Annotated in this window: 13 protein-coding genes; 7 read left to right on the top strand and 6 right to left on the bottom strand. The window is 40.5% G+C overall.

Annotated features, from left to right (window positions below; translation table 11 throughout):
- Positions 1-27: 27 nt before the first annotated feature.
- The 4 genes from A6754_RS19825 to A6754_RS23370 all read right to left on the bottom strand — a co-directional run bounded on the left by A6754_RS19825 (position 28) and on the right by A6754_RS23370 (position 4,338).
- A complete protein-coding gene (locus A6754_RS19825; protein WP_066450023.1) occupies positions 28-990 on the bottom strand; it encodes a D-2-hydroxyacid dehydrogenase in 963 nt (320 codons plus the stop codon).
- A 133-nt stretch (positions 991-1,123) separates the two neighbouring features.
- Positions 1,124-1,471, bottom strand: a complete 348-nt coding sequence (locus A6754_RS19820) for a hypothetical protein (protein ID WP_066450021.1) — start codon at positions 1,469-1,471, stop codon at positions 1,124-1,126.
- 375 nt (positions 1,472-1,846) lie between these two features.
- Positions 1,847-2,689, bottom strand: a complete 843-nt coding sequence (locus tag A6754_RS19815) for an MBL fold metallo-hydrolase (protein WP_066450018.1) — start codon at positions 2,687-2,689, stop codon at positions 1,847-1,849.
- A gap of 182 nt (positions 2,690-2,871) precedes the next feature.
- Positions 2,872-4,338, bottom strand: coding sequence for a TerD family protein (locus A6754_RS23370; RefSeq protein ID WP_066450016.1), 1,467 nt, complete (start codon positions 4,336-4,338; stop codon positions 2,872-2,874).
- A gap of 325 nt (positions 4,339-4,663) precedes the next feature.
- Here A6754_RS23370 and A6754_RS19805 point away from each other — a divergent pair, with 325 nt between their 5' ends.
- The 7 genes from A6754_RS19805 (at position 4,664) to A6754_RS19770 (ending at position 11,212) form a co-directional block, all read left to right on the top strand.
- A complete protein-coding gene (locus A6754_RS19805; RefSeq protein WP_066450014.1) occupies positions 4,664-5,269 on the top strand; it encodes a glycerol-3-phosphate responsive antiterminator in 606 nt (201 codons plus the stop codon).
- On the top strand, positions 5,266-6,360 hold the full coding sequence (locus A6754_RS19800; protein ID WP_066450013.1) for an ABC transporter ATP-binding protein: 1,095 nt from the start codon (positions 5,266-5,268) through the stop codon (positions 6,358-6,360). Before A6754_RS19805 ends, A6754_RS19800 begins: the two co-directional genes overlap by 4 nt.
- Positions 6,357-7,295, top strand: coding sequence for a carbohydrate ABC transporter permease (locus A6754_RS19795; RefSeq protein WP_066450012.1), 939 nt, complete (start codon positions 6,357-6,359; stop codon positions 7,293-7,295). Before A6754_RS19800 ends, A6754_RS19795 begins: the two co-directional genes overlap by 4 nt.
- Complete coding sequence (locus A6754_RS19790) at positions 7,292-8,104, top strand: carbohydrate ABC transporter permease (protein ID WP_066450010.1); 813 nt, start codon at positions 7,292-7,294, stop codon at positions 8,102-8,104. The genes A6754_RS19795 and A6754_RS19790 overlap by 4 nt, the downstream gene beginning before the upstream one ends.
- Positions 8,105-8,146: 42 nt before the next feature.
- Positions 8,147-9,499: an ABC transporter substrate-binding protein gene (locus A6754_RS19785; protein WP_066450009.1), complete on the top strand. Its 1,353-nt coding sequence runs from the start codon at positions 8,147-8,149 to the stop codon at positions 9,497-9,499.
- A 76-nt stretch (positions 9,500-9,575) separates the two neighbouring features.
- Positions 9,576-10,304 carry a glycerophosphodiester phosphodiesterase gene (locus A6754_RS19780; RefSeq protein WP_066451773.1) on the top strand — a complete coding sequence of 243 codons (729 nt, stop codon included), beginning with the start codon at positions 9,576-9,578 and terminating at the stop codon, positions 10,302-10,304.
- 299 nt (positions 10,305-10,603) lie between these two features.
- Positions 10,604-11,212, top strand: coding sequence for a DNA-3-methyladenine glycosylase (locus A6754_RS19770; protein WP_066451768.1), 609 nt, complete (start codon positions 10,604-10,606; stop codon positions 11,210-11,212).
- 117 nt (positions 11,213-11,329) lie between these two features.
- Here the strand turns inward: A6754_RS19770 and A6754_RS19765 are convergent, their stop codons facing one another.
- Together A6754_RS19765 and A6754_RS19755 are read right to left on the bottom strand one after the other, a co-directional pair.
- A complete protein-coding gene (locus A6754_RS19765) occupies positions 11,330-12,994 on the bottom strand; it encodes a glutamine--tRNA ligase/YqeY domain fusion protein (protein WP_066450006.1) in 1,665 nt (554 codons plus the stop codon).
- 235 nt (positions 12,995-13,229) lie between these two features.
- Positions 13,230-14,141, bottom strand: coding sequence for a DUF1002 domain-containing protein (locus tag A6754_RS19755; RefSeq protein WP_156495829.1), 912 nt, complete (start codon positions 14,139-14,141; stop codon positions 13,230-13,232).
- Between the last annotated feature and the right edge of the window lie 199 nt (positions 14,142-14,340).

Genomic DNA, 14,340 nt, shown 5'->3' with positions numbered 1-14,340 from the left:
CGTTTTTTATTATCAAGATAAAATGGTTTAATACCCTTTTTTATAGTCAACTAAGTTAATAGACGGATCCTCGCCAGCAAGGTATTGCTTTAAATTTGGCAGAAAAATATCCCTGATTAGGCGCTGATCATAATGTTCCGTTGAGCCGGCTGTATGTGGTGTAATAATGACATTATCCAGCTCCCATAAGGGGCTGTTTTCGTCTAAAGGTTCCTTTTCAAATACATCCAGGCCAGCTCCAGCAATTTTCTTATCCCTTAGTGCTTCAATGAGGGCCTGTTCGTCAGCGATTTCTCCACGCCCGATATTAATAAAGAAGGATGAAGGTTTCATCAGCGAGAATTGCTTAGCACCAAAAAGGTGTTTTGTCTCGTCGGTAAGAGGCAAAGTAACGGCTATGTAGTCACATTTGAGCAGAATTTCATCTATTTCTTGAGCAGTATACATTTCATCTGCATACGGATCTGATTTGCCGGAGAAACGGACACCAATGACATGCATGCCGAATGCTTTTGCAATTTTGGCTGTTTCCTTTCCGATTGCTCCAAATCCAAAAATACCAATCGTTTTGCCATGGATTTCAAGGTTAATATCAGCATGATGCCATTTTTTTTGCTGCTGATTTTTCACATACTGATCAATTTTTCGAGTGAGAGCAAGCATAAGGGCAAAAATGGTTTCAGAAATAGGATAAGCGTGCACGCCAGCAGCACTTGTCAGTTTAATATTATGGGAAGAAAGGACAGAGAGAGGCATGTAATTAACGCCAGCGCTCCATGATTGGATCCACTTGAGCTTAAGATTTTCACCATCCAGTAATTCTGCAATCCCCTTTTTCCAGCCTGCAATTATTTCGGCGTCCTGTAAATGGTCCTGCCAAATATGAGGTTCTTTTCCAACGATTAATTCCCAGTCAGGTACAGCTTCCTGTATGTCTTTGATGTATGATTCATGTATAGAATGTGTAATGATCATTTTTCTTTTCGTCATTGAAAAAACCTCCTGTGCATTTTCTTATAATCATAGCAAACTTTTGAGATGAACAAAAATTCAAAGTTTTAAGGCAATAGATTTAGAAGAGCAAAAGAAAAAACGGAAAAATAATTTCCGTTTGAACGTGCACTTACTTTATTTCAAATCCTATTAATCTTGCCTGCTTATCTGCTCCTAAGGAAGCATCATTCGGAAAGGTAATGACTGAACTAACATATTCCCAGCGGATTAATAGGTTTGTTGTGCATTCCTCTTCTTTTTGCTTTTCTTTTGGTATATCTGTTCCATCTTCTTCCTTGATCTTTGTACGTTTGTAACAAGGATTTTCAACCCAAATCCCCATGCTCTCTGTTTTCACGAGTTTGACCAAGTACCATTCATCTGGTTCATAAATGCCTGTGACAGGTCCTGTTAAATAGTCAGGCAAGTTTTTAAATTTCACTTGGACCTTTTGGTTAATAAATCCATCTAAAAACATAAAGGAACCTCTCCTAACAATGATGTTTGTATTACTGTTCCTTTTTTGAATAAAGATAAACTTTTTCGTTATTAAAAAATGGCTGGACAAACTATAATAAGATTTCAAATATACAAATGTCATAGTGTTGGCTGTTTAAACAAGCCCGTTGCATTGCGCTGCTGACCCTGTTTTTTCGTGGGATCACAAGCTGAGCCTCCTCGTCGCAGGCTCCTGCGGGGTCTCACCCTTTCCTCTGCCCACCGGAGTCGAGGGTCCTCCGCTCCATTTCACTCAAGTTTATAAAAAAATAAAAAACAGGATGATTAAAAAAGTCACTTTCTAATCATTCTGTTCTATGGTGTGTTGAATACTTATGATCCAACATCAAATTTATTATTCATCTACATATTTCCCATGCTCCGGAATGGCGATAGAGTCGAAGTCTTGAACGAGCTTGTGCAGGTTTTCTTCCAGTTCAGCTGCCGCCATTGGAATGCCATGACCTGTAATGGCAACATAGGGATCCAGTTTCTGCAGTGTTTGTACCGACGAGCGAGCAGCGTCCCAGTCTGTTGTTAAGTATTTTGGCGGACCGCTTACCTCCTGTTCCTGTGTCAATACTTTGTAAAGTGATTCTTGTTTAACTGTTACAAATGCATCTCCAGCGATTAAGGTTTTATCATTTTCTCTAAAGAGGGAAATATGTCCTGGTGTATGTCCTGGTGTATGAATCCATTTCCATTCTGGCATTGAAGGAACAGTACCATCAGCTGGCAGTGATTGAATATGTGCGCCAAGATCTATGCCTTCATGAGGAAATAATGGAGAAATTTTTGCAATTAAACCGCCTTCTACTGATGGATCTGGTTTAGGATAATCTTTCTGTCCTGTTAAGTAGGGGATTTCCAATTCGTGTGCAAATACAGGCACATTCCATTTCTCTACAAGGTCTATAATGGCTCCTACATGATCAAAATGTCCATGTGTTAAAATAATCGCCTTTGGTTTTGCTCCTTTTCCAAAGAGCTCCTCTGCAGCTTCAATAATTTTTTCTTCTGATTTAGGCATGCCGGCATCTACTAATACCCATTCCCCTGCAGCTGTATTTGTCGCAACAAAACATACATTGACGATCTGAACGGTAAAAGCATATACACCATCTGCAGCATTTTGTATCATTCCGCTTGTTGAAGAGGTGACAGGCATATATCGTTCAGTTGAAGAATTTTCATGCATTTAACTCATCTCCTTTGCCACATATCATTTAAGAGAGTTTACCCTCAATGCAGAAGAACTATTCATGTGAAAGAGGAGAAGCAAAAAAGGCTCTGCAAAAAGCAGAGCCTCAGATAAGATAAGTCAAGTTTTTTATAGCTGAGTCATACTATTAATTTATCGAAATTAACCTTACATGGTTCTTATGAAAGAAATTCATGCGGATTTAAGCCAAGTTCCATGCAAATTTCAGTGACTGCCTGTTTTTCATTTGGATCAAAGTGGCCGTCTGCATAGCCGATCGCAATACAGTAGCGGGCAACTAAACGGGCTATTTCGGGTTTTGAACGGACACGGCCAACCGCTTTAAATGCCTCTGCACGGCCGATAATCGGATCCATTTCAATTTTTTGCACGAACATATTGAATTGCTGAACGACCTTATTCGTTTCAAAAACTCTCAGCTCTTGGCTCTGGTGAATAAATTCCATCATCTTTTGACGCTCACTAGGATCTAAGCGGCCATCAGCCATGCCGACAAGGGCACAGGAAGCAACAACCGCATCAAGGACATCCTGACTTTTATAACGTGCAAATAAAGCTTGTGCTTTATTCTTTTGATCGTTCGCCCATTGTGCATAATCCGTTTGATTTGGAGACCAATTATTTCCGCACTGATTACAGGAGAATTTCAGCTGGTTTTTCCCGATAAAACCGCCAAGCAGACCAATTGGTCCTAATATAAGTCCGCCAATCGCTGCCTTTCCAAGGCCGAACCCTTTTTCACCAGTTCTTACATTTGTGGAGCCGCAGCGTGTACAGCTGACATTATCACCATAATTGGATGAAGGCTGAAGGTGGTGTGTCGGCTGTGTTGCTGATTCGTATCCAGGCTGTGAGTAGGACGGCTGATTGTACGAAGTGCTGCTGTTATAGTTAGGCTGACCGAAAGCTGGCTGACTTTGATTCTGGTAGGATGGCTGCTGGCTATATGTGTTTTGCTGATAGGACGGCTGCTGATAAGATGGCTGTGCTGGCGGAGCCTGAAATGAAGGCTGAAAATTACCTCCTTGTGGCTGTGCAGGTGCAGGCTCGTCGTCTACATCAATGCCGAAATTGCGGCACAGGGCAGCAAGTCCTCCTTGGAAGCCTGCTCCAGTTGCATTAAACTTCCATTCTCCATTATGACGGTATAACTCCGCCGCTACGATTGCTGTTTCCACAGTGAATTCCCGGCCAAGATCAAAGCGGAGCAATTCTTCATTTGTAAAAGCATTAAAAATGCGTACATATGCGTTTTGAATTTGTCCAAAATTTTGCCCCTTCATTTGGGCGTCATGAATCGTAATCGAAAATGAAATTTTTTCAATTGATGCCGGGACTTGATTCAAATCAATTTTAATTTGCTCATCATCCTGATGGCCGGCACCAGTCCTATTATCACCAGTGTATATAACAGAACCATTGCCTCCATTAGGATTATTATAAAAGACAAAATCGAGATCACTATGTACTTTGCCGGCACCATTGGTCAGGAAGGCGGAAGCATCCAGGTCATAGTTTGCCGGACCGCCGCTTACATCCCAGCCCAGGCCAGCGACAACCACTTGTAAGCCTGGATTTGATTTCGTAAGATCTACTTTTTGCCCTTTCCTTAGACGAACACCCATTCATTATTCTCCCCTTTGTCTTCATATGTAAGTTTTGAACATTCTGAGATTCATATAATCTTACTATTATTATAAGGCAATTTTATAAATGATGGAAATCACAAGGGTAATGATTTTGAATTTACAAAAATATACTATTTTTTTAACACGCTCTTCACAATAACAGGATAGAATGAGCCTTGTGAATGACAAGTGAATAGACCGGTTATGAAAATGAGAAGCCATAAAAACATGGAGATGATCCCGATCCCTCCACCTGTTTTTATGGCTTTTTTTAAAAGTGTATGGTCTATCCTACCGAAACTAAATGGCTGGGAGGATTAATATGACGGATCAGCAACAGCAATTTCTGAAAAACATGAAAGAAGAGCGGGTGATCGCGGCTATTAAGGATCCAAAATCATTGGATTACTTCTTAACTCGTGATATCCATACTGCATTTTTGTTAATGGGAAACATCAGTGTTATTAAAAGGTATGTTGACTTGCTTAAATATCACAACAGACTCGTTTTTCTCCATTTAGAAAAGATCCCGGGCATTAGTCAGGATAAGGAAGGCCTGCGCTTTATTTCAAACTTCATTCAACCGACTGGGATTGTAGCAACCAAACCATCACTGATTAAAATAGCCAAACAAGAAGGTTTGGTTGCCATTCAAAGATTGTTCCTCATTGATTCGGAAGCAGTTGAAAACGGTTTAAAAGTAAGTAGAGAGATCAAGCCAGATGCATTGGAACTTATGCCCGGGCTTCTTCCTGGGATTGTGAAAAGTATAAAGGAAGAAACAGATATCCCTCTTATTACAGGCGGGCTTATACATTATAGAAGCCAAATCCAAGATGCAATAGAAAGCGGGGCGATGGCAGCCTCTACAGGGAAACAGCAGTTATGGAGGGTTTATAAATCGGAGGAAAAGGTGGTGCTTTCATGAAAGCAGTGCAGCTAAAGGATATTCGAAAGTCCTATGGTCAAAATCCTGAAGTGCTGAAAGGAATCAATGCGGCAATCGAGCCTGGAGAATTTTTTGTATTAGTTGGACCCTCGGGCTGTGGGAAAAGTACAATGCTGCGTATCATTGCCGGTCTTGAAGAGGTGTCGGAAGGAGAGCTGATCATTGGTTCGGAAACAGCGAATAGACTGCGTCCAAATGAAAGAGATTTATCCATGGTCTTTCAAAACTATGCTCTATTTCCGCATTTGACAGTAGAGCAAAATATTATGTTTGGCTTACATGTAAAGAAAATAGCCAAATCAGAGCAGATCAAACGCTGTAAGGAAGCAGCAGAGATGCTTGGGATATCTGACTATTTAATGCGCAAACCGAAGGAATTATCAGGCGGACAAAGGCAGCGTGTTGCCTTGGCAAGAGCCATTGTAACACATGCACCTATTTGTCTGATGGACGAGCCGCTTTCGAACTTAGATGCAAAGCTCCGTGCGAGAATGCGTTCAGAAATACGGCAAATTCAGCGGAAGCTAGGCATTACCATGATTTATGTTACCCATGATCAGACAGAGGCTATGACAATGGCTGATCGGATGATGATCTTAAACCATGGCGAGGTACAGCAAGTTGGAAAGCCCCTCGATATTTATAATAACCCGCAAAATACATTTGTTGCGTCTTTTATTGGCTCTCCGCCAATGAACTTAACCGCTGCACATGTGAATAAAGGCAAGCTGCAGATCGCAAACAAGTGGAACATAAAGGTCGATGGTTATCAAGATGGAGAAGTCATTATAGGTGTAAGGCCAGAAGCCATACTGCCTGCTAATGAGGGGCTTCCTGCTGCAGATGTTAAAGTGGCCAATGTTGAAGTCCTTGGAACGGAGACACTAGTATCTTTTGAATTAGAAGGAAACAAACAATGGATTGCTAAGTGGCCCGGTCAATGGAGCGCTGAAATAGGGGAAATCCTCCAGGTTTCGGTTGATCATAACAAAATCGAATTATTTGATGCGGTTACAGGAGAACGTTTGGAGAAAACTCACTCCAAGAAAGTGCTGGAGGTTGTATTATGAGTCTTCCGCAGGCACAGCAGGAAACACAGTCATTTGTGAAGCAGAGATGGCTGGGAAATTCGAGGAGATTTGCATCGCTTTTAGAAGGGCTTCTCTATTTATTGCCTTCCATTTTGTTATTTACGGTGTTTTTATTTTATCCACTAATGAAGACTTTGTACTTAAGCTTTTTTTACTCAGATGCTCAGGGTGTGCCACTTTCATTTGCTGGTTTTGATCATTTTGTACAATTGTTTTCCTCATCAAGCTTTATGACAAGTATGAAAGCTACTTTATTGTTTGTTCTCTATACTGTGCCGCCAGGAATTATATTAGCGTTAGCTTTGGCTTTGTTAGCAAATGAAAAGCTGCGCGGCATTGGGTTTTTCAGGACTATTTTTTCATCGACAATGGGAATGAGTGTTGCCGCATCTTCTGTTATTTGGATGTTTATGTATAATCCAGCGATTGGGATCGCAAACCGTTTTCTTACCTGGGCTGGCTTGTCAGAAATTCAATGGCTGCTTGATCCTGGTTGGGCGTTAATTTCCGTTTCCATTGCAACAATCTGGATGAATACCGGCTTCACCTTTATGATTCTGCTGGGAGGATTGCAGAATATTGATAGCCAGCTTTATGAAAGTGCGAAAATAGCAGGTGTCAGCCGGTTTTATTCATTGAGAAAAATAACGTTGCCAATGCTTTCACCCACATTGTTTTTCGTCATTACAGTATCAATGATTAACGCCTTTCAAACGTTTGGACAGATTGATATTTTAACGAAGGGCGGACCGATGGAAACGACCAATGTTATTGTGTATGCGATTTATAAGGATGCTTTTATAAATTACAATGTTGGTTCAGCAAGTGCCCAGGCAGTTTTGCTCTTTTTCGGTATTCTGATTGTCACTCTAATCCAATTTAAGCTAGGTGAGAGGAAGGTGCATTACCAATGAGCTGGGGCCAAAAGCTTTTCACCTATGCTTTGCTTCTGATCGCTGCGGCCATTATGTTTTTCCCGATTATCTATGCCTTTTTAATCAGCTTTATGCAAGGCGGAGAAGTGCTGCAAGGGAATCTATGGCCAGAAGAATTTACATTAGCCAATTATATTAATGCATTTGAGAAAGTGCCGCTGTTAACTTACTTGTTTAATAGCCTGATTGTTTCATTTCTTATTATGCTTGGTCAGGTGATTTTTTCTAGTTTAGCAGCCTTTGCCTTCGTGTTCATTCCCTTTAAAGGGAGAAACGTTTTATTTTTTATCTTTATTTCAACCATGATGATTCCTTGGGAAGCAACGATGGTACCTAACTTCCAGACTGTTCAGATGCTCGGCTGGCTCAATAGCTACACAGGCCTGACGGTTCCATTCTTTGCAATGGCATTTGGAACATTTCTGCTGAGACAGCAGTTTAAAACGATTCCAAAAGAGCTATATGAAGCCTCGCAGGTTGCGGGGATCAGCAATTTCCGCTTCTTTCGTTCAGTTGTAATGCCTGTCTCTAAGACAAGCTTGGTGACGCTTGGGATGTATTGCTTCCTAACTGCATGGAATATGTATTTGTGGCCATTGCTCGTAACAAACGACGAGCAAGTGCGCACCGTGCAGATTGGCCTGAAGCAAATGCAATCTCAAGAAATTTCAACAGAATGGGGGGTGGTGATGGCTGGTGTAGTAATGGTAATTTTACCGACATTATTGCTTTTATTCCTAGGACAAAAAAGATTGCAGGAAGGGTTAACAAAGGGAGCTTTAAAGTGATCAGTTTTTTTATATAAAACTAATAAGATAGGAGTTTTTAACATGAAAAAAAGATGGTTATTTATGCTTTTATTGGCGATTTCTATGGTGATTTCTGCATGTTCTGGTGAATCTGCAGGGAATGAGGCAGAAGCAGAGAGTGATACGGAAACGGAAGCTGGATCTGAAGAGAAAACAGAGGTTGTATTCTGGCATGCTATGAGCGGTGAGCTTGAAGGAGCTGTTCAGAAAATAGCAGACGATTTTAATGCCTCACAAGAAGAGATTGAAGTAAAACCTGTTTTCCAAGGCACATACGAAGAAGCAATCACAAAGTTTAATACTGTTGCGGGTACAGAGGATGCACCAACTATTATGCAGACTTTTGAAGTTGGAACAAAATATATGATAGACTCTGGTAAAATACAGCCAGTACAAAAGTTCATCGATGAAGAAGGCTACGATACCTCTCAATGGGAAGAAAATATTACAAACTATTATGCAGTAGATGGCGTACAATATTCGATGCCGTTTAACTCATCAACACCAGTGCTGGTTTATAACAAAGATGCTTTTGAGGAAGCTGGACTTGACCCGGAAAAGGCTCCTGCTACATACGATGAGTTAAAGGATGCAGCAAAGAAATTAACGAATGGCGATCAGGTCGGTTTCTCTATCTTGAATTATGGCTGGTTCTTTGAAGAGCTTCTGGCTGCGCAAGGCGGTTTGTTTGTAAATGAAGATAACGGACGTGCTGGAAATGCAACAGAAGCGGTATTTAACAGTGAAGAAGGCTTAAAGGTTTTTGAATTAATCAGTGACATGTATAATGAGGGTACTTTCTACAATACAGGACAAGTTTGGGACGATATGCGTGCTGCTTTCCAATCTGGAAAAATTGCCATGTATATTGATTCTTCAGCGGGAATTAGAGCAATGGTCGATAACTCTCCATTTGAAGTTGGTGCTTCTTACTTGCCTGTACCAGACGAAGCTAACCGTCAAGGGGTTATTATTGGCGGTGCATCTCTTTGGATGACAAGCGATATTGAAGAGGAAAAACAGCAGGCTGCATGGGAGTTTATGAAATATGTAACAACTCCAGAAGTACAGGCTGAGTGGCATTTGCAGTCAGGTTACTTTGCCATTAACCCTGCGGCATATGAAGAGGACATCGTTCAGGAAGAGTGGGAAAAGTATCCGCAATTAAAAGTAACTGTTGATCAGCTGAAAGATACGAAACCATCTACAGCTACACAAGGTGCTTTAATATCAGTATTCCCAGAAGCTCGTCAAAAGGTTGTAAGTGCAATGGAGAGTTTATATCAAGGGGTGGATCCTAAGGAAGCACTTGACCGTGCTGTGGAAGAAACCAATCAGGCTTTGGAGGCTGCTGCCAAAAAAAGCGGGAATTAATAAGGCTTTAGCTAATAACATAAATACAGATGCAATAAAGAAATACAATCAGGCCGATGACAGGGAGGAAATTCATGTGACTAAGCAAGCTTCTGTTTTTGCCCATCGTGGTGTAAGTGGTGATTATCCTGAAAATACAATGGAGGCTTTTGAAGCTGCGTTGCGATCAGGGGCTGCAGGGATCGAATTGGATGTCCAGCTCACAAAAGATGGTGAGCTTGCCGTTATACATGATGAGCAGATTGATCGAACAACTGATGGAATCGGTTATATTAAAGACTTCTCATACGATCAGTTAAAAAGGTTTGATGCAGGAAGCTGGTTTTCATCAAAATTTGAAGGCTCATCCATTCCAACCTTAAAAAACGTCTTTGACTGGGCTGTTATGCCAGGGAATGATTTAACCATCAATATTGAGCTGAAAAATGATCAGCTTCCCTATGAAGGCATGGAAGAGAAGGTTCTTGATTTAATAGAGCAGTATAAATTGGAAGAGCGGATCATCATTTCTTCTTTTAATCCAGAAAGCTTAAAGAAGGTTCGCTCACTTCAGAAAACGATTGAAATAGGTTACTTAATTATAGGCATTCCAGAGAATGCGGTTGAGACGGCCAAAAAGATTGGAGCGAACGCAATCCATTGTCAGCCAGAGTTTGCACTCTCTTCATTTGGTCAGGAGGCAATAGAAAAAGGTTTTCCATTGCGGGTATATACAGTTAATGATCCGCACGAACAAAATCCGCTTCTTGAAGCTGGCGTTGAAGTCATAATGAGTGATTTTCCAGAACGTTTTATGAATAATTAATGTAGACGGGTGCGAGTAGATCGCATCCGTTTTTTAATTTAATTAATACATAAAGGCATCTTGGCGACGCAAGTGTTACGTGGTCAAAAATAAGGCATTTGATAGGAAAAGGAGGAAATTTGATAGGAAAACAGGAAACTTTGATAGGAAATTCATAAACTTTGATAGGAAGCTGTCGAAACTGAATGTAAAAGAGGATTTTGCATCTCTTTTATACCAATGGGCGAACCCAAATAGCTTAAATGAAGAACAAAAAAGGAATACTAAGTTAAAAAGGGTTACGAAAGGTGGATTCTATGATTGATTTTGTAAATAGTTCCACAGAAGAAGTGGCCAAGCAGCTTCTTGGCAAAAAACTGATTCATAGAATTGGAACAAAGGTTTATAGCGGTTATATTACAGAAACCGAAGCCTATGTGGGTGTTGCTGATGAGGCATGCCACACCTTCGGGGGAAGGCGTACGCCGAAAGTAACCTCTATGTACCAAATAGGCGGTACGATCTACATATACACCATGCATACTCATCATATGTTAAACATTGTGACAAAGGAAGAAGAAGATCCCCAGGCTGTTTTAATAAGAGCCATTGAACCTGCAGAAGGAATAGAACACATGGAGAGAAATAGAAATCATACCGGAGTACAAGTCAGCAATGGCCCTGGGAAACTAACAAAAGCAATGGAGATCACAAAAGCATTAGATGGTCAGAACATAGGCAATTGCGAATTATATATTCATGAGGCAGATAAAAAAACACCATTAGAAATCGCTGAGTCTCCTCGTATTGGTATTCCAAATAAGGGAATATGGACTTCGGCGCTGCTTCGATATTATGTAAAAGGCAATCCTTTTGTCTCAGGATTGCCGAAAAAGGAATGGGATAACAGGAATTATGGATGGTCATAAGAAAACTTCATATTAGCAGTTGCATTGAATTTTCTCCACGCTGCTTTTGAGAGCATAAAAAAGAAGGTAATCCCTCGGCAGTAGCAGAGTGTTACCTTCTTTTTAATTGCTGCGCAATTATTTTAACTTAAAAGAACTCTTAAGTGAAACAATTCTGTTAAACACAATGTTTCCTGGTGCAGTGTGTTTTGGATCAACATTGAAATAGCCATGGCGGAAGAATTGGAATTTGTCCTGTGGCTGAACATTTTCCATATTCGGTTCAATATATCCTTTAATAATTTCGATTGAATTTGGATTAATATAATCAAGGAACGTTTTATCTTCGCCTTCTTCTTCAGCTGCTTTCATCACTTCGTCGAGAACAAGCGGCTCGTACAAACGAAATTCTGCAGGGATTGCACTGTTTGCATCGACCCAGTGAATTGTTCCTTTTACTTTACGGCCAGTAAAGCCAGTTCCGCTTTTTGTTTCAGGATCGTATGTGCAATGGATTTCAACGACATTTCCCTCGTCATCTTTAATGACATCATGGCATTTAATAAAATATGCGTGCTTTAAGCGCACTTCATTGCCAGGGAAGAGACGGAAGTACTTTTTCGGAGGATCCTCCATAAAGTCATCCTGTTCGATGTATATTTCTCGTGAAAATGGAACTTGGCGCATGCCCATTTCCGGATTTTCGGGGTTGATTTCCGCTTCAAGCATTTCACTTTCGCCTTCAGGGTAGTTTGTAATCACAACCTTCAATGGACGAAGGACTCCCATCGTACGAGGAGACTTTAATTTTAAATCCTCACGCACATAATGCTCTAGCATTGCCTCATCAACTGCTCCGCTGCCTTTAGATACGCCTGTTTCTTTCACAAACTCTCGAATAGCTTCAGGTGTAAAGCCCTTTCTTCTTAAGCCGGAGATCGTTGGCATACGGGGATCATCCCACCCATCTGTGATGCCTTCATCTACAAGAAGCTTTAACTTCCGTTTACTCATGACCGTGTTGGTTAAGTTTAAACGGCCAAATTCAATTTGCTGCGGCTGGCTTTCCATTTCACATTCCTGTACCACCCAATTATACAATGGACGCTGATCCTCAAATTCTGTTGTACAAAGCGAGTGTGTGACATCTTCAATTGCATCCTCGAGCGGATGTGCAAAAGCATACATTGGATAGATGCACCATTGATCGCCTGTGTTATGATGGGTAGCATGTGAAATCCGATATATGACAGGATCGCGCATGTTTAAGTTAGGTGAAGTCATATCAATTTTCGCGCGAAGCACTTTATCGCCATTTTGAAATTCTCCGTTTTTCATGCGCTCAAATAATGATAAGTTTTCTTCAACCGAACGATTTCGATATGGGCTTTCTTTTCCAGGCTCTGTCAAAGTTCCGCGGTATTCGCGAATTTGCTCTTGGTTTAAGTCGTCTACATATGCTTTGCCTTTATTAATTAATAAAACAGCGCGCTGATACATTTCCTCAAAGTAGTCAGATGCATAGCGAAGGTCGTCCCACTCATAGCCAAGCCATTTGACATCTTCTTGAATAGCGTCGACATATTCCTGATCTTCTTTCAGCGGATTGGTATCATCAAAGCGTAGATTTGTTCTTCCGTTAAAGTCATCTGCCAATCCAAAATTAATAATAATTGATTTTGCATGACCGATATGCAAGTAGCCATTAGGCTCAGGAGGGAATCGGGTAATGACTTTATTGTGTTTCCCGGATTCAAGGTCTCCTTTTATAATGGTTCGAATAAAATTTGAATTATGTTCCAAACTCGGATCAGCCTTTCTATTTAAGTAGTTATCCATATTTTAATGATTATATCGCAAGAAATAAAGCATTCAGCCATTTTTATTTTCAGCTGTCATTCCAAGTTGTCTTTTTCTCTGTACAATATTATATCGAATCAGCGGTTTCGCCGTCCGAATTCCATAGGACCTTTTACTTTCCTTATTATAGACAAAGAAGCCTGGAGAAAAAAGTCCCCAGGCAATGTTTATCCGTGCTTTATGAAAAAATGCTTTTGATTGAATCAATAAGGTTCTTAAAGAAGTCAGACACAGCTTGAAGGAATCCTTTATCTCCAACTGCTTCTTCAATTTTTGATTTTACATCATTAGCTAAGTCCTCGAGCTGGCTTTTAACATTATCAAAATTAATGTTCAGTTCACGCATTCTTTCAAACAAATCGACCAGAAGCTGGCGATCTTCTTCGCTTAATGATACTTCAAGTGTCTTTAGCTGTTCGTCGATGATTTGCTGAATATCTTCTTTTGTCGCCGGGTTTTGTTCAGCGATAGCGGTTTTTATTTCAGTCAGAAGCTCAGATACTTTATCTTGATCAAGTCCTTCTTGTCCAGCCAGTTTTGTCGCCAAACTAAGCTCTTCATTTGCTACCTCAGTACGATCCTGATTAAGGGCAGTGCTATCACCTTGATCGTAAGCTTTGTAAATTCCAACTAATGCAGAATGTCCGCTTACTTTAACAGGAGAGGCGATGTCTACAACTGCATCTTCAATGCCGGCGGTTAAAAGAGCATTTGCATACATTTCATCGGAAACTTCAGTAATATTTTCTGGAGTCACCTGATTAATAACGACACCTTCGCCCGTTTCCTTGCGTGTGATTTTAGCTGAAGAATACATATTAGAGTGAGGATCTCCTTTAATATAATAAACGATGTCCTCACTTGTTACCGTTATTTCTTCCACCATTTCAGGATCATTTATATTTAGCAGGCTGCGTGTTTCTTCTTTTTGAGCTGCTGTTAAGGCTTCGCCATAAACGGCGATCGGCAGGCCAAATTTTTCATTAATACTTTCTTCTTCATTTCCGTTTGCAGCAAAAGCTGTTCCATTTATACTAAAAGCAAGAGATAGGGCTGCAGCTGCAGCCAGCCATTTTTTAAAATTTGTCATGTTAGTAAACTCCTTATTCATAATTTTGAGCTATATCATATAGACGTCTTTGTATGATAAAAGTTTCATTTATCACATATATTATTGGGAAAAAGGTACGTAAAATCATCCGAACTGTCGTAATTCAGAACCAAAGTGGGTATGATATATATGATTTATACCGCTTCTTTGCTCCTTTCAAACGTTTTAATGAGTATAG

Source organism: Cytobacillus gottheilii (assembly GCF_001636345.1).
Lineage (GTDB): Bacteria > Bacillota > Bacilli > Bacillales > Cytobacillaceae > Cytobacillus > Cytobacillus gottheilii.
This window is presented reverse-complemented; position numbering and strand designations above follow the sequence as displayed.